General features: G+C 67.8%; 13 protein-coding genes and 1 tRNA gene. 6 read left to right on the top strand and 8 right to left on the bottom strand.

Going from position 1 to position 16148, the window contains the following annotated elements; all coding sequences use genetic code 11:
• From eno to AC5Y47_RS20200, 7 genes are all read right to left on the bottom strand, one after another.
• Nucleotides 1-681: phosphopyruvate hydratase (gene eno / locus AC5Y47_RS20230; protein WP_499946030.1), on the bottom strand; the 681-nt coding region annotated here is incomplete at its 3' end.
• A gap of 66 nt (nt 682-747) precedes the next feature.
• Nucleotides 748-1488, bottom strand: a complete 741-nt coding sequence (locus AC5Y47_RS20225) for a lytic transglycosylase domain-containing protein (protein ID WP_499946029.1) — start codon at nt 1486-1488, stop codon at nt 748-750.
• A gap of 276 nt (nt 1489-1764) precedes the next feature.
• Nucleotides 1765-2820, bottom strand: a complete 1056-nt coding sequence (locus AC5Y47_RS20220; protein ID WP_499946028.1) for a nucleoside triphosphate pyrophosphohydrolase — start codon at nt 2818-2820, stop codon at nt 1765-1767.
• A complete protein-coding gene (gene mfd / locus AC5Y47_RS20215) occupies nt 2820-6458 on the bottom strand; it encodes a transcription-repair coupling factor (RefSeq protein ID WP_499946027.1) in 3639 nt (1212 codons plus the stop codon). Before mfd ends, AC5Y47_RS20220 begins: the two co-directional genes overlap by 1 nt.
• 108 nt (nt 6459-6566) lie before the next feature.
• Nucleotides 6567-6839, bottom strand: coding sequence for a hypothetical protein (locus AC5Y47_RS20210; protein WP_499946026.1), 273 nt, complete (start codon nt 6837-6839; stop codon nt 6567-6569).
• A 73-nt stretch (nt 6840-6912) separates the two neighbouring features.
• Nucleotides 6913-7506 carry a TetR/AcrR family transcriptional regulator gene (locus AC5Y47_RS20205; protein ID WP_499946038.1) on the bottom strand — a complete coding sequence of 198 codons (594 nt, stop codon included), beginning with the start codon at nt 7504-7506 and terminating at the stop codon, nt 6913-6915.
• A gap of 46 nt (nt 7507-7552) precedes the next feature.
• On the bottom strand, nt 7553-7786 hold the full coding sequence (locus AC5Y47_RS20200) for a hypothetical protein (protein ID WP_499946025.1): 234 nt from the start codon (nt 7784-7786) through the stop codon (nt 7553-7555).
• A 100-nt stretch (nt 7787-7886) separates the two neighbouring features.
• Here AC5Y47_RS20200 and AC5Y47_RS20195 point away from each other — a divergent pair.
• The 5 genes from AC5Y47_RS20195 (at nt 7887) to AC5Y47_RS20175 (ending at nt 11590) form a co-directional block, all read left to right on the top strand.
• A tRNA-Gln gene (locus AC5Y47_RS20195) sits at nt 7887-7958 on the top strand.
• A gap of 107 nt (nt 7959-8065) precedes the next feature.
• On the top strand, nt 8066-9541 hold the full coding sequence (glmU, locus tag AC5Y47_RS20190) for a bifunctional UDP-N-acetylglucosamine diphosphorylase/glucosamine-1-phosphate N-acetyltransferase GlmU (RefSeq protein WP_499946024.1): 1476 nt from the start codon (nt 8066-8068) through the stop codon (nt 9539-9541).
• Between the two features lie 70 nt (nt 9542-9611).
• Nucleotides 9612-10592 (top strand): ribose-phosphate diphosphokinase, encoded by a 981-nt coding sequence (locus AC5Y47_RS20185; RefSeq protein ID WP_499946023.1) that lies wholly within the window; start codon nt 9612-9614, stop codon nt 10590-10592.
• Nucleotides 10593-10943, top strand: coding sequence for an arsenate reductase (glutaredoxin) (arsC, locus tag AC5Y47_RS20180; protein ID WP_499946022.1), 351 nt, complete (start codon nt 10593-10595; stop codon nt 10941-10943).
• Nucleotides 10940-11590, top strand: coding sequence for an LpqN/LpqT family lipoprotein (locus AC5Y47_RS20175; protein WP_499946021.1), 651 nt, complete (start codon nt 10940-10942; stop codon nt 11588-11590). The genes arsC and AC5Y47_RS20175 overlap by 4 nt, the downstream gene beginning before the upstream one ends.
• Before the next feature lie 122 nt (nt 11591-11712).
• Here the strand turns inward: AC5Y47_RS20175 and AC5Y47_RS20170 are convergent, their stop codons facing one another.
• A complete protein-coding gene (locus AC5Y47_RS20170) occupies nt 11713-15009 on the bottom strand; it encodes a LuxR C-terminal-related transcriptional regulator (RefSeq protein WP_499946020.1) in 3297 nt (1098 codons plus the stop codon).
• 113 nt (nt 15010-15122) lie between these two features.
• Between AC5Y47_RS20170 and AC5Y47_RS20165 the strand changes: the two genes are divergently transcribed.
• Entirely contained in the window at nt 15123-15992 is an 870-nt protein-coding gene (locus AC5Y47_RS20165) for an oxidoreductase (RefSeq protein WP_499946019.1), read from the top strand.
• Nucleotides 15993-16148: the final 156 nt, after the last annotated feature.

The raw sequence follows: 16148 nt of genomic DNA, 5'->3' as shown, positions 1-16148 counted from the left end.
CGACTCGATGGCCCGGATGATCAGATCCAGTGCGGCGCTGGTGCCGGCCACGTCCGGCGCGAAGCCGCCCTCGTCACCCAGGCCGGTGGACAGCCCCTCCTTCTTCAGGACCGACTTCAGCGCGTGGTAGACCTCGGCGCCCCAGCGCAGCGCCTCGTGGAAGCTGGGGGCACCGATAGGCGCCACCATGAACTCCTGGACGTCGACGCCGGTGTCGGCGTGCGCGCCGCCGTTGAGGATGTTGAGCATCGGCACCGGCAGGATGTGCGCGTTCGGGCCGCCGATGTAGCGGAACAGGGGTAGAGCCGCACTGTCCGCGGCGGCCTTGGCCACCGCCAGCGAGACGCCCAGGATCGCGTTGGCCCCCAGCCGGGACTTGTCCGGAGTGCCGTCGAGATCGACCAGCGCCTGGTCGACCAACCGCTGGTCGTCGGCGTTGAGACCGATGACCGCCGGCCCGATTTCGTCGAGAACCGCTTGCACCGCCTTCTTCACCCCTTTGCCGGCGTAGCGGTCGCCGCCGTCGCGCAATTCGACGGCCTCGTGCTCACCGGTCGAGGCGCCCGAGGGCACGGCGGCGCGGGCGAATGTCCCGTCGATCAGCGCGACCTCGACCTCGACGGTCGGGTTGCCGCGCGAGTCCAGGATCTCGCGGGCTGCGACCTGTTCGATAATCGGCACTGGGCTCTCCTTTGCGTGCTGGCTCCCTGACAGGCAGCCTAAAGCCTGAGTCAGCGATTCATCTTTCTACAGCGGATGACCCGCCGCGTAGGCGGTCGCCCAGTCCCGCACCGCCCGCGCGTACACACCGGAATTGTTGTAGGCCCGAAGCGCGGTGATCCACCCGCGGGCTGTCCCCAAATCTTTGCCGCGCCAACATAAGTAACCCGCGGCCGAGAGCGCGGCGTCGTCGATGTTGTCCGGGCTGGCGGTGCCGTCGTTGTTGGCGTCGACCCCGTACAGACGCCATGTCTCGGAGATGAACTGCATGGGCCCCACCGCGCGCTCCACCCCATCCTCGTCCGCCGCGCCCTCCAACGCGGCAGCGTCGGTGTCCACGATGCGCAACGTGTCGCCGGTGCCGTCGAGCCGGACACCTCGAATGGGCGGCCGCACATCCCCGTTGGGCGCGATCGTCGCGCCGCGATAGGTGCCGTTGTGACTTTCCACCTGCCCGATGCCGGCCAGCGTCGTCCAGGCGATATGACATTTCGGGTTCTCGACCTCGGCCACCCGGGCGGCGTAGGCGTAGGCCTCCAGCGCAATCACGGGCATCTCCAGCGCCGGCGCACGCGCCTCGGCCCACTCCCGTAACTGATCCGCGGGCCGGCCCGACGCGTGGGTGTCCACCGGCGGCACCGGATCACCGGCCGGCGGCGGCACCCCCTCGGGGATGAAGAGGCTGAGCTGCCAGGTACAACTTGACGCCAACAGCATCGCGGTCGCCCCTATCACGGCGACCGCGCGCAACCAGCGTCTCGGCGACACGAACTTCCCCTGTCGGTCTCCTCGTCGGAGCCATCACCCCGTTTTCGTCACGATCATCGTCCCACGGGTTGGTGCCGGCCTCGCTCGACCGGGGCGGTCAGCACACAGAAGATATGCGAGCCCACCGGTACATAACGTTGCTGTCGGTGTGCATAGCTATCTCGTTTGAGGTCCTTGATTGCTGGTTATCGGCATTCCAGGCAACTACATTGATGATTGCTGGGTGTGGGTACTCTCTGAGTTCCCGCAAACGTCGCCGCGCCGGTCGGCGAACCGTCAGCGCCGACCCTTGCGCTTCTTGGACCCGCCCCGAGATTCCTTGGCGGCCACCACAGGCTGCTCGACCGGTTGCAGGCCGTCCGCTACGCCCAGTTGCTCGTCGGGCATCGTCTGCCCCACCGGCCAGTGGGCGCGCCATTCGTCCTCGGAGACAGCACCGAGCGGAGTCATGTCGAGTTCCTCGGCGATGGTGTCACCGCGGCGGGCGGCCGCGATCTCCTTCTCGACCCGGTGAACCGTGTCCACAAAGTCCAGAACCGCTGCGCGTAGTGTGTTTTCGGCATCGACGTCGGGCGTGAGCTTGATGGTGGTCAGCTCCGGCGGGATGAACCCGGCCGGCAGTCCCGCCTGGGTGACGCGTTGAATCACCTTCTGCGCCAACGCCAATGCTGGTTGCCCGGTATGCACGTCGTCCAGCACGGAGTGACGCGACTTGCGTGACCTTTCGGCCGCCTTGGCCTCTTCCCACTGCGCCAGCTGGTCTTGTAGCGAAATCGATTCGCCCGCAAGCACTCCGGGGACCCGGGCACCGAGTTTGCGGATCAATGCGTCGGCGACGTCGTCGATGGTGAACGGCTGCGACGCCGCATCTTCGGCGATGCGGGCATGAAAGAGCACCTGCAACAGCAGGTCGCCGAGTTCTTCGCGCAGATCGTCGACGTTGCCACTGTGCACTGCGTCCAGCAGTTCGTAGGTCTCCTCCAGCAGGTACCGACGCAACGAGTCGTGGGTCTGCTCGCTTTCCCACGGTCCGGCGGTGCGCAGCTTGTCCATCATCGCCACGGCGTCGATCAGCCGTTCCCCGCGCTGCCCCGACGGCGCCGAGATCAGCCGGGCGCCGGCGGCCAACCGCGCGCTCACCGCGGGATGATCGGGATCCGAGGACAGCAGCACCGGCGCGTCGTCGCCGGTGTAGGCGGGGTGCGCGTCGGGCAACGACCACGGCACCGCGATCGGCATTTCCTCGGTGTATTGCACCGGTCCGCTCAGCAGGTCGATGGCGTCGATGGGAATCAGCGCCGGACGGCGGGGGTCGACCAGGACGACAATCATCAGGCTTGTCGCTCCTTACTCGGGGACTCCGCCATACCGATATCTTGCTGCGGTTTACCCGCCAGCGCGGTCACCAAGTCGGCCACCATCTGCACCAATTCGACATCACGGATGTGTCCCGCGCCAATTCCGCCCGTCCGCGGGATCGGAACCTGCACCGTCGAGGTGGTGGCACGGTAGCGCCCGCCCGGATACATCCGCGCCAGCCGCACCTGGGCCGAATCGGGCAGCGTCAACGGTGAGAGCCGCACCGTCGCCGCTGATACGGCACTGACCTCGGTGATCCCGGAAGCCCGGCACAGCAACCGCAGCCGTGCCACCGCCACCAGTCGCTCGGCGGGTTCGGGCAGCGGGCCGTACCGGTCGATCAGCTCCTCGACCACGGCGGTGATCTCGGTGTCACCACCGGCCGCGGCCAGCCGACGGTAGCCCTCCAGCCGCAGCCGGTCACTGGCGATGTAGTCCGGGGGCAGGTGGGCATCGACCGGCAGATCGATCCGGACGTCCTTGGATTCCTCGGTGGTACTGACGGTTTCGCCGTCGGCCGCGGCCTTGTACGCCTCGACCGCCTCCCCGACCAGGCGTACGTACAGGTCGAAGCCGACGCCGGCGACGTGCCCGGACTGCTCGACGCCCAGCACGTTCCCGGCGCCGCGGATCTCGAGGTCTTTGAGCGCCACCGCCATGCCCGCGCCCAGCTCGTTGTTCTGCGCGATGGTCGCCAGCCGGTCGTAGGCCGTCTCGGTCAACGGCGTGTGCGGCGGGTAGAGGAAGTAGGCGTAGCCGCGCTCGCGACTGCGGCCCACCCGGCCGCGCAGCTGGTGCAGCTGGGACAGGCCGAAGGTGTCGGCGCGCTCGACGATCAGCGTGTTGGCGTTGGAGATGTCCAGACCGGTCTCCACGATCGTGGTGCAGACCAGGATGTCGTATTCGCGGTTCCAGAACCCCTGCACGGTGCGCTCCAGGCGCTCCTCGGGCATCTGGCCGTGCGCGACCACCACCCGCGCCTCGGGCACCAGTTCCCGAACCCGGGCCGCGGCCCGATCGATCGAACTGACCCGGTTGTGCACATAGAAGGCCTGCCCGTCGCGCAGCAATTCGCGGCGCAGCGCCGCGGCGACCTGTTTGTCGTCGTGCGGCCCCACGTAGGTCAGCACCGGGTAGCGCTCTTCGGGCGGAGTGAGGATCGTCGACATCTCCCGGATCCCGGCCAGGCTCATCTCCAGCGTGCGCGGGATCGGGGTGGCGCTCATGGTCAGCACGTCGACGTGGGTGCGCAGGCTCTTGATGTGTTCCTTGTGCTCGACGCCGAAGCGCTGCTCCTCGTCCACGACGACGAGACCGAGGTTCTTCCACCGCACCCCGGTCTGCAACAGCCGGTGGGTGCCGATTACGACGTCGACCGACCCGTCGGCCAACCCGTCGATGACCTTGCGGGATTCCGCCGGGTCGGTGAACCGCGACAGGCCCTTGACGGTGACCGGGAACCCGGCCATCCGGTCGGTGAAGGTCTGCAGGTGCTGGTCGGCCAGCAGCGTGGTGGGTACCAGCACCGCGACCTGCCTGCCGTCCTGCACCGCCTTGAACGCCGCCCGCACCGCGATCTCGGTTTTCCCGTAGCCGACGTCGCCGCAGATCACCCGGTCCATCGGGATCGGTTTCTCCATGTCGGCCTTGACCTCGGTGATCGCGGTGAGCTGGTCGACGGTCTCGGTGAAACCGAACGCGTCCTCCATCTCGGCCTGCCAGGGGGTGTCCGGCGCGAACGCGTGGCCGGGGCTGGCCTGGCGCTTGGCGTACAGCGCGACCAGTTCGCCGGCGATCTCCCGCACCGCGCGGCGCGCCTTGGTCTTGGTGTTGGCCCAGTCGCTGCCGCCGAGTTTGCTCAGCGCCGGCGCCTGCCCGCCCACGTATCTGGAGAGCTGATCCAGCGAGTCCATCGGGACGTAGAGCTTGTCGGATCCGCCTCCTCGTTTGGACGAGGCGTACTCCAGCACCAGGTACTCCCGGCGCGCCCCGCCGACGGTGCGTTCGACCATCTCCACGAACCGGCCGATGCCGTGCTGGTCGTGCACCACCAGATCGCCGGCGGTCAGCGCCAGCGGGTCGACGGTGTTGCGCCGCTTGGCCGCCAGTCGTTTGCCCTCGACAGCGGTGGCGCGGCTGCCGGTCAGGTCGGCTTCGGTGATGACGACCAGGTTGGCGCCGTTGATCACCACCCCCTCGTGCAGCGGGCCTTTGAGCACGCCGACGACCCCGGGACTCGGCGCGGCGCCACAGTCCAGCATGGCCGCCGGGATCTCGGATTCGGCCAGCCGTTCCACCACCCGATGGGCGGTGCCGGTGCCGGGTGCGACCATCGCGGCGTATCCGCCCGTCGCGACATGGGCGCGCAGCATCGCGAAGATCCCGTCGATGTCGTGCTGGTGCCCGCGCGCGGACGGCGCGGCGCGGATGTCCAGCTCGACGGCGGACTCGTCGGACAACTGGCTCAACGTCCACCAGGGATGGCCGGACGAGCGCGCCGCGGCCTGCACGTCTTCCAACTCGGTGAACCCGGAGCCACCCAGCTGCTCGACGTCGACGGGGGCGTCCGTGCCGAGTGCCGCCACCGACCACGACGCCTCCAGGAATTCCCGCCCGGTGTTGATCAGGTCGGCGGCGCGGGTGCGCACCTTTTCCGGGTCGCATACCAGCACCGGTGTCCCGTCGGGGAGCTGGTCTGTCAACAGCGCCCCGTCGCCGGGCTGCAACACCGATTGCAGCGCCTCCATGCCGTCGACCGGGATACCCTCGGCCAGCTTGGCCAGCATGTCGACGATGCTGCCGGTCACGGTGTTCTCGGTCACCGGATGTTGCCTGGTCAACTCGGCCGCGCGGGCCCGCACGTCGGAAGTGAGCAGCAGTTCCCGGCAGGCGACGGCGACCAGGGTGGCTACTTCGATGTCCGGGATCGAGCGCTGGTCGGCGACCGAGAACATCCGCATCTCGGTGACCTCGTCGCCCCAGAACTCGACGCGCACCGGATGCTCGGCGGTGGGAGCGAAGATGTCCAGGATTCCGCCGCGGACCGCGAACTCACCGCGGCGACCCACCATGTCCACCCGGGTGTAGGCCAGCTCGACCAGCCGCTGGGCCACGTCCTCGAACGGCATCTCGTCACCGACGGTCAGCGTCAGAGGTTCCAACATCCCCAGGCGCGGCACCATCGGTTGCAGCAACGACCGCGCCGCCGTCACCACCACCCGCAACGGCGGACCGAGCCGGGCGTCGTCGGGGTGGGCCAGCCGGCGCAGCACCATCATCCGGGTGCCGACGGTGTCGATGCCCGGTGACAGCCGTTCGTGCGGCAGCGTCTCCCAGGACGGAAACACCACTGCCGCCTCACCGAACACACCACGCAGTTCGGCGGTCAGATCGTCAGCCGCCCGGCCGGTGGCGGTGACCACCAGCAGCGGACCCTGCTGCGCCAGGGCGCTCGCCACGAAAAGTCGCGCGCTGGCGGGCCCGACCAGCGACAAGCTGTCGGGTCGATCGGAGGCACGCTCGATGAGCTGTTGAAAGGTCGGCGCGGTCAGCGCCAATTCGACGAGCCCCGCGATCGGGGTATCTGGGCTAGCAGCCCCCGGTGCGGTCATGATGCGCCCATTCTAGGGGCGCGGCTGTGCGTTGACTCTGCGCACAGGGCGCGCTCTACTCGAACTTTGCCGCCCTGGACGCAGAGTCAACGAGCCGATCGGGCCCGGCTACCAGGGCATCGTCGCCCACGAGTAGAAAGCGCCGTCGCCGACGTCGTGCACGCCGTAGGAGTCCCAGTAGTAGTCATGGCAGACGCCGCCGTCCCACGGGACGGGACGGCCGGCTGGGTAAGGGTCGCCGGGGCACCACGTGGTGCAGGCCTGCAGGCGGGGGCACCCGGCTGCTTGGGCGGGCGTGGCTAGCTCGACGCCGCCCCACGTCAAAGCGGTGACGGCCAACCCGAGCAGGGCTGCCTTGATGGGCGGGAATGATCGGTTCATGGTGGTTCCTCCGTTGCTGGGCGGGCCGCTCAACCGATCTCAACAGCGGGCGCTTGCGAAGTTCTTGCGCAGTTCACTCGTCCTGCAGCTGCGGATCGGCTTCCAGGTGCGTCAGGCCGTTCCACATCAGGTTGACCAGATGCGCGGCCACCACTTCCTTCTTGGGCTCGCGGGTGTCCAGCCACCATTGCGCGGTCATCGACACCGAGCCCACCAGCGCCTGGGCGTACAGCGGCGCCAGGTCCGGATCCAGGCCGCGTCGGGCGAAGTCGCCGGCCAGAATGGAGCTGACCTGGCTGACGGCGTCGTTGAGCAGGCTGGAATAGGTGCCGGAGCTGATCGCGGCGGGCGAGTCGCGGATCATGATGCGGAAACCGTCGGTGCGTTCTTCGACGTAGGTGAGCAACGCCAGCGCGACCCGCTCGACCCGGACCCGGGACCGGTTGTTGGTCAGCGACGACGTGATGCCGTCGAGCAGTGCCGACATCTCCCGGTCGACGACCACGGCGTACAGGCCCTCTTTGCCGCCGAAGTGTTCGTAGACCACCGGTTTGGACACGTTGGCGCGCTGGGCGATCTCTTCGATCGACGTGCCTTCGTAGCCGCGTTCGGCGAACAGCGACCGCGCGATGCCGATGAGTTGGTGGCGGCGCTCGCTGCCGGTCATCCGGGCACGCGGTGTCCGCGGTTCCTTCTCCGGGCTCTTGAGCGGCTCAGCCACCGCGCCCCTTATTCGCCGGTGGGGATGATTTCCTCTTGGCAGACGGCCGCGAGGGCAAGAGGGCGACGATCACGATGCCGATCAGGCCGAGCGCAGCGCCGATGACGAACGCCTCGGCGACCCCGCGGTTCTTCCGCCGCGCGACCCGGACCGCGTAGAGACCACACAGCACCGAGATGACGACGGCCAGGATCATGATCGGCCACTGCTCGTCCCAGGTGGTCACTCAGACATTCTGCACTCGAAGCGTGCCGGCGGCCTATATCGACATCGAAAGGACAACATCGGCAGACTAAAGTCATTCGCGCGGTCCCGGACCGCCGCAATCCGTCGTGGTGTAATCGGCAGCACCTCTGATTTTGGTTCAGATAGTTCAGGTTCGAGTCCTGGCGACGGAGCCCGGCCGTTTTGCCCCGAGCGTGCGTGAAATGACACGCTTGACGGCGTGTCAGCGAGCAGCCCCGCACGCTCGCGAGCGCAGACTTGGCCAAACTGAGGAGAGTTGATGACCTTTCGTGGCGACACCGCAGTCCTGGTGTTGGCGGCGGGTCCCGGCACCCGGATGCGTTCCGATACCCCCAAGGTGCTGCACAGCATCGGCGGCCGCAGCATGCTGTCGCATTCGCTGCACGCAATGACGAAGCTGGCGCCACAGCACCTGGTCGTGGTGCTGGGGCACGACCACCAGCGCATTTCCCCTCTGGTTGCCGAGCTGGCCGACGATCTGGGCCGCACCATCGACGTCGCGTTGCAGGATCAACCGCTGGGAACCGGGCATGCGGTGCTGTGCGGGCTGTCCGCGCTGCCCGACGACTACGCCGGCATCGTCGTCGTCGCCGCCGGTGACACCCCCCTGCTCGACGCCGACACGCTGGCCGACCTGATCGCCGGCCACCGCGGGGCTCACCCGGGCGGCCAGCCGGCGGTGACGGTGCTGACCACCACGCTCGACGACCCGCACGGCTACGGCCGCATTCTGCGCACCCAGGACAACGAGGTGATGGCGATCGTCGAACAGACCGACGCCACCCCCTCCCAGCGCAGCATCCGTGAGGTCAACACCGGCGTCTACGCGTTCGACATCGCCGCGCTGCGCTGGGCGCTGAGCCGGCTGAGCTCCAACAACGCCCAACAGGAGCTCTACCTGACCGACGCCATCGCGATCCTGCGCCGCGACGGCCAGACCGTCAGCGCCCGCCACGTCGACGACAGCGCGGTGGTGGCCGGGGTCAACAACCGTGTCCAACTCGCCGAACTGGGCGCCGAACTCAACCGCCGGATCGTGGCCGCCCACCAGCTTTCCGGTGTCACCGTGATCGACCCCGCCACCACTTGGATCGACGTCGACGTGACGATCGGGCGCGACACCGTCATCCACCCCGGCACCCAGCTGCTGGGCCGCACGCAGATCGGCGGCCGCTGCGTCGTCGGTCCGGACACCACGCTGACCGACGTCAGCGTCGGCGACGACGCCACGGTGTGCCGTACGCACGGCACGTCGGCGACCGTCGGCGACGGTGCGACGGTGGGACCGTTCACCTACCTGCGACCCGGAACCGTGCTGGGCGGCGACGGGAAACTGGGGGCGTTCGTCGAGGTCAAGAACGCCACGATCGGCACCGGAACCAAGGTGCCGCACCTGACCTACGTCGGCGACGCCGACATCGGCGAGCACAGCAACATCGGCGCCTCCAGCGTGTTCGTCAACTACGACGGCGTGAACAAGCGGCGCACCACGATCGGCTCGCATGTGCGCACCGGATCGGACACCATGTTCGTCGCGCCGGTGAACATCGGCGACGGCGCCTATACCGGTGCCGGCACGGTCATCCGGGAGGACGTCCCGCCCGGTGCGCTGGCGGTGTCCGCAGGTCCTCAGCGCAACATCGAAAACTGGGTGCAACGCAAACGGCCCGGCTCAGCCGCCGCGCAGGCCGCCGACGAGGCCAACCGGCAACCAGAAGCGGATCAGGCACCGTGAATTCGCCGTCCCGTAGTGCGGCTACGATGAGGCGTTCCTATCTCGACCCCGATACGGCGAGGGCAGCACGTTGAGCCACGACTGGACCGATAACCGCAAGAACCTGATGCTGTTCAGCGGCCGCGCCCACCCGGAGCTGGCCGAGCAGGTAGCCAAGGAGCTCGACGTCCACGTCACCGCGCAGACCGCGCGGGAATTCGCCAACGGCGAGATCTTCGTGCGGTTCCACGAATCGGTCCGTGGGTGCGACGCCTTCGTGCTGCAGTCCAACCCGGCCCCGGTGAACCGGTGGCTGATGGAACAGCTGATCATGATCGACGCGTTGAAGCGCGGCAGCGCCAAGCGGATCACCGCGGTGCTGCCGTTCTACCCCTATGCCCGGCAGGACAAGAAGCACCGCGGCCGCGAACCGATCTCGGCGCGACTGGTGGCCGACCTGCTCAAGACCGCGGGTGCGGACCGGATCGTGACGGTCGACCTGCACACCGATCAGATCCAGGGCTTCTTCGACGGACCCGTGGACCACATGCGCGGGCAGAACCTGCTCACCGGCTATATCCGCGACAACTACCCCGACGGCAACATGGTGGTGGTCTCCCCCGACTCCGGCCGGGTGCGGATCGCCGAGAAGTGGGCGGACTCCCTCGGTGGCGTGCCGCTGGCCTTCATCCACAAGACCCGCGACCCGCGGGTGCCCAATCAGGTGGTGTCCAACCGCGTGGTCGGTGAGGTGGCGGGACGGACCTGCGTGCTGATCGACGACATGATCGACACCGGTGGCACCATCGCCGGCGCGGTCAAGTTGTTGCATGACGACGGTGCGCAGGACGTGATCATCGCGGCCACCCATGGTGTGTTGTCCGATCCCGCCGCCGAGCGTCTGGCCGGATGCGGTGCGCGCGAAGTGATCGTGACGAACACGCTGCCGATCGGCGAGGAGAAGCGTTTCCCGCAGCTCACCGTGCTGTCCATCGCGCCGCTGCTGGCCAGCACCATCCGCGCGGTCTTCGAGAACGGCTCAGTCACAGGACTTTTCGACGGGGACGCGTAGATGGGTTCTGCGGGCGTCGTGATCTACCACAACCCCAAGTGCAGCACGTCCCGCAAGACGCTGGACCTGCTGCACGACAACGGTTTAGAGCCCACGGTGGTGCAGTATCTCAAGACGCCGCCGACGCGGGACGAGTTGGCGAAGATGATCCGCGATGCCGGTATCGAGGTGCGGACGGCGGTGCGCAAACGCGAATCACTGTACGGCGAACTGGGTCTGGCCGATGCGAGCGACGACGAGTTGCTCGACGCCATGGCCGAACACCCCATCCTGATCGAGCGACCGTTCGTCGTCACACCCAAGGGCACCCGGCTGGCCCGCCCGATCGACGCGGTCCGCGAGATTTTGTGACTGTCACCGCTCTACGCGCGGCGGTGGCCGCGGTCCTGCTGTTGGCGACCGGCGCGTGCGGGCCGAAAGCGCCTGACTACCAGTCGATCTGGACGACGAGTTCGACGACGAGTGAGACGGCCGCGCCGACGGAGCCGCCGGTCCCGCTGTCGAAGTATCTGGAGGGTGAGGGTGTCACCGGTGATGCGGTCGAGCCGGGCTCGCTGACCGACCTCACGGTGTCGATCCCGACGCCGCCGGGTTGGTCCGTTCGCGGCGGCGATCCGAAAGTCACCGCCAGCAGGCTGATGATCTCCAAGGGGGACAACTACCCGGCGGCGATCCTGGTGGTGTTCAGGTTGAAGGGCGAGTTCAAACCCAGCGAGGCGATCAAGCACGCCAATGCCGATCTGCCACAGGGTTTTCACCAACTGGACGCTTCCACCGCGGACTTCAACGGTTTCCCCTCCTCAATGGTGCAGGGCACCTACGAACTCAAGGGCGCGCGGATGCGCAGCTGGAACCGGGTGGTCCTGCCGACCGGCTCGCCGCCGGCCAACCAGCGATACCTGGTCGAGCTGATCATCACCAGCCTGGCCGACCAGGCGGTGGCCGAGTCCGACGACGTCGAGGCCATCATCCGCGGCTTCGTCGTGGCCAAGAAGTAGCGCGAGCAGTCGCCCAACGTGGCGCGAGCAGACGCCAAGAAGTGGCGCGAGCAGACGCAAAATCCCCTATTTCGTACCGAAAATGGGGGATTTTGCGTCTGCTCGCGCCATCAGGGGGCTGGTCAGCTGTGGCGACTCGCCTCCTGGACGAGCTGCACCCGCGATGCCAGGCCCAACTTGGCGTAGATGTGGGTCAGGTGAGTCTGCACAGTGCGCGGTGAGATGAACAACCGCGCCCCGATATCCTTGTTGGCCAAGCCTTCTCGCACCAGCCGCACCACGTCGTGCTCCATCGGGGTGAGCGATTCCCAGCCGCTGGCGGGACGTTTCCGGACGCCGCGTCCACGTTGCGCATAGCCGATCGCCTCCTCCGCGGACAGAGCGGTCCCCTCCACCCATGCGGCGTCGAACACGCTCTGCCCCAGAGCGTCTCGGACGGACGCCAGAGCCGCGTCGTAGCCGATCCGGTACATCGGGTAGCGGGCGATGCCCAGGACCTGTCGGACGTTGTCGGCCGCGCCCAGCAGACGCGCGGCATGTTGGTGATTACCACGGTCGGCTGCGAGGTGGGCCAGGGTTTCCAGGGCCTGCGGGACGCGAAGGTAGGCGTGAGTACGCGCGGCGTGCGTGAGTGCTTCGTGGGCATCGCGTTCGGCTTGCTCCGGTTCACCCTGGGCCAGCGCGACGCAGGAGCGAATCGCCAACGCGTTGACTTGATGGCTGCCCCGGACCAGCGCCGCGGTCGCGTCAGCCCATCGTCGTGCGGTTACCAGATCGCCTGCGGCCAAAGCGGTTTCGGCCAGCGGGTTGAAGAAGCTGCCGAATGCTCCGGTCAGCAGGACGGTGCGCTGCAGAGCAGTCTCGGACAGTTGCTTGGCCGTCTCGACGTCACCGCCGGACAGGGCCGCATTGGCCAGCACCCCGTACACCGCGTCTCCGTAGTACCCACCTATTGCCTCGGCGGCGGTCAGCGCTGCCTGTGCGGCGGCGGTCGCCGCAACCGATTCGGCTTGATAGGTCAGCACGTTCGCGTGGACCACCTGCGCAAAGACCGTCAAGGTGGAATCCCCGGCGGCCTGCACTTCGTCGACCAGCACCCGCAGCACCTGCACGGCTCGCGAAAGGTCACCCAGGACGGCCAGTGCCGCCCCCAGCCACACCCGGCAGTTGCACGAGATGAACCGGTCGCCCAGCTCATCGGCGATGGCTTGCCCTTCTTCCGCGGCCGCCCGCGCTGCGACCGGTTCGCCGGCGTACACGCCCGCGGTGGCCTGGTAGCTGAGGATCTGGCTCAGATTCCACCGATCACCGCCGGCGCGGGCCAGTTCGATTGCTTCGGCGAGATAGGGCTGACCACCGTCGGCGGTGTAGAGCGTGATCATTCCGCATGCGATCAGGGCATGGGTGATCAGCGCCGGATCCTCCAGCCGGCGGGCCTGGGCCAGCGCCTCCTGCGCCTGGTCCAGATCAGCGGGTACCGAAACCCACGCCGCGGCGGCAGCCCGGTCCGCCACCGCACGTACCCAGACCGCGGGCGCGACCTGCCCCCGGCCCTGTCCTGGCGCCACGTCGGGCAATACGGCGTCGAAATCAGCCAGACCCTCGCGCACATGCCCTTTTCGCAACCAGAACTGCCGCAGCGCCGAGAGTAAGCGCAGTGCGGACTCGTTGTCGTGATGCTCGCGGCTCCAGGCGAAAGCGGCCCGCAGATTGTCGATGTCGGTCTGCGCCCAGGTGAGCAGTCGCTCGTCACCGGGTCGGGCCGTCAAGTCCAAATGTATTGCGGTGGTTGTGTAGTAGTCGCGGTGGCGGGTGCGTACCTCGTCGGCTTCCCCGGACTCGCCGAGTTTCTCCTGCGCGTACTGGCGCACTGTCTCCAACAGCCGGTAGCGCATTCCGGTCGGGTTGTCGTCGGCCACCACCAGTGACTTGTCCACCAACAGGCTGAGTTGGTCCAACAGCTGGTATGCCTCCACTTCGCTACTGGCGCCGACGGTTTGGACGGCGTCGAGGTCGAAGCCGCCGACGAAAACCGCCAGTCGGCGAAACAGCACCCGCTCCGGCTCGGTCAACAACGCGTGCGACCAGTCCACCGACGCGCGCAGTGTCTGCTGGCGCCGCACCGCAGTGCGAGCCCCGCCGGTCAACAACCGGAACCGGTCCTGCAGACTGCTCACGATCTGCGACAACGACAGCGCCCGAACCCGCGCCGCGGCAAGCTCGATCGCCAACGGCATCCCGTCCAGACGAGTGCAGATGTCCTGCACCAACTTCGCACTGTCCCGGTCGACGACGAAATCCGGACGCGCCCGTCGGGCCCGGTCGGCGAACAACTCGACGGCTTCGTCGGCGATCGCCAAAGACGGTATGCGCCAGCTCAACTCACCGGGCACCCCCAGCGGCTCGCGGCTGGTGGCCAGGATCGTCAACTGCGGGCAGGCCGCCATCAGCTCGACCACCATGTCCCCGCATGCATCCAGCAGGTGTTCGCAATTGTCGAGCACCAGCAGCATCGACTTCGCGCCGAAGAAGCGCACCAACAGATCGGTGGTGGAACGGCCCGGCTGATCGGGCAGCGCCAAGGTACGGGCGACGGTCACCGGCACCATGGCGGCATCGGTGATCGGTGCCAGATCGATGTACCACAACCCGTCGGAGAACTCGGAATTCAGTTGGGTAGCGACTTCGATGGCCAACCGGGTCTTGCCCGCGCCACCGGCTCCGGTCATCGTCACCAGCCGGCTGTCCGCGACGAGACTCCGCAGCTCGGCCGACTGTGCTTGGCGCCCAACGAAACTCGTCAACTGCACCGGGAGATTGTGCGATGCGACGCCGGTCTGCACCCGTAACGGCGGGAACTGACTACCCAACTCGGGATGGCACAGCTGCACCACCCGCTCGGGGCGGGAGACACCTTTGAGCGTGTAGTTGCCCAAGTCCGTCAACCAAACTCCGTCGGGCAACCGGTCGATAACCAGCGACTCGGTCACTCCCGAAAGCACAGTCTGCCCACCGTGTGCCAGGTCGCGCAGCCGCGCGGCGCGGTTGATCGTCGGACCCGCGTAGTTGCTCTCGTCGCGCAGCTGGATCTCACCGGTGTGCAGGCCGATACGCAACTTGATCGGGGCCAGCGTCGCCCGCTGCAACGTCAATGCGCAGGCCACCGCGTCCGACGCCCGCGCGAAGGCCGAGACGAAACTGTCGCCCTCACCCTGCTCCACCGGACGCACCCCGTCGTAGGCCGCGATCGTCTCGTTCACCGCGACATTCAGCGCGGCCAGCGCCGCCGTCATCCGCTCGGGCTGCGTCTCCCACAACCGTGTCGACCCCTCGACATCGGCCAGTAGCAAGGTCACCGTCCCAGTCGGCAGCAACTCGCTCACACCCATTTCGGTCGGCATCTCCGCGTGTTGGCTCATGGTAGCCAGCCGGGCCGCCGCAACCCATGGGAAAGCCCCGGTCCATCAGCGCGGAATGGCGCGAACCGACCCCGTCGCGAACCCGTCGGGCTCGGCATCGGAAACTGAGCGGTATGACCCAATGGACGGCCGCAGATTTACCACCTTTCACCGGGCGCACCGTGATCATCACGGGAGCCAACAGCGGCCTGGGCGAGGTGACTGCCCGCGAACTGGCCGGGCGGGGCGCCCGCATCGTGATGGCGGTCCGCAACACCGACAAAGGTCAGGCCGCGGCCCAGCGGATCGACGGAGATGTCGAAGTACGCACGCTTGACCTGCAGGATCTGTCGTCGGTGCGTCGGTTCGCCGACGGAGTGGACGCGGCCGACATCCTGATCAACAACGCCGGCATCATGGCCGCGCCGTACGCCACCACCAGCGACGGTTTCGAGAGCCAGATCGGCACCAACCACCTGGGCCACTTCGCGCTGGCCAACCCGCTGTTGCCCAAACTGCGCGACCGGGTGGTGACGGTGTCGTCCATGGCGCACTGGCCGGGCCGGATCAACCTGGCCGACCTGAACTGGCAGCAACGGCGCTACTCGGCGTGGCTGGCCTACAGCCAGTCCAAGCTGGCCAACCTGCTGTTCACCAGCGAACTGCAGCGCCGACTCGACGCGGCCGGTTCGCCGCTGCGCGCGCTGGCCGCCCATCCCGGCTACTCGCACACCAATTTGCAGGGGGCGTCCGGACGCAGGCTCAGCGACGCGGTGGTGTCGGCGGCGACGCGCGTGGTCGCCACCAACGCCGACTTCGGCGCCCGCCAGACGCTGTACGCGGCGTCCCAGGACCTGCCGGGCGGCAGTTACGTCGGGCCGCGGTTCGGCTACCTGGGCAGAACCCAAACGGTCGGGCGGAGTCCGGCCGCCAAGGACGAGGCGATGGCCACCGCGCTCTGGGAGCTGTCCGAGCGCCTTACCGGCGTCGAGTTTGCGCTCTGAGCTGACCCGCCCGGGCGCTGGCTCTGCGCTGGTGGCGGCGTTTTCCGGCAGGATTGCAACCTGGACGACGACCCCGCCCGCGGCCCGCTCTGATTTCCGCCGCGCACCACGAATGCGCTAACCTGACCGGGCGTCACGGCGAGGGTGCACGAGCTA

Source organism: Mycobacterium sp. NGS22 (genome assembly GCF_059813095.1).
Note: the sequence above shows the minus strand (reverse complement) of the source record. Positions and strands in the feature narration are given on the sequence as shown.

Excerpts from the sequence above, each read along its gene's own strand:
- AC5Y47_RS20165 (WP_499946019.1), top strand. The coding sequence starts at position 15,123 with ATGACCCAATGGACGGCCGCAGATTTACCACCTTTCACCGGGCGCACC.
- arsC (WP_499946022.1), top strand. The coding sequence starts at position 10,593 with ATGGGTTCTGCGGGCGTCGTGATCTACCACAACCCCAAGTGCAGCACG.
- AC5Y47_RS20205 (WP_499946038.1), bottom strand. The coding sequence starts at position 7,506 with ATGACCGGCAGCGAGCGCCGCCACCAACTCATCGGCATCGCGCGGTCG.
- AC5Y47_RS20170 (WP_499946020.1), bottom strand. The coding sequence starts at position 15,009 with ATGAGCCAACACGCGGAGATGCCGACCGAAATGGGTGTGAGCGAGTTG.
- glmU (WP_499946024.1), top strand. The coding sequence starts at position 8,066 with ATGACCTTTCGTGGCGACACCGCAGTCCTGGTGTTGGCGGCGGGTCCC.
- AC5Y47_RS20210 (WP_499946026.1), bottom strand. The coding sequence starts at position 6,839 with ATGAACCGATCATTCCCGCCCATCAAGGCAGCCCTGCTCGGGTTGGCC.
- mfd (WP_499946027.1), bottom strand. The coding sequence starts at position 6,458 with ATGACCGCACCGGGGGCTGCTAGCCCAGATACCCCGATCGCGGGGCTC.
- AC5Y47_RS20220 (WP_499946028.1), bottom strand. The coding sequence starts at position 2,820 with ATGATTGTCGTCCTGGTCGACCCCCGCCGTCCGGCGCTGATTCCCATC.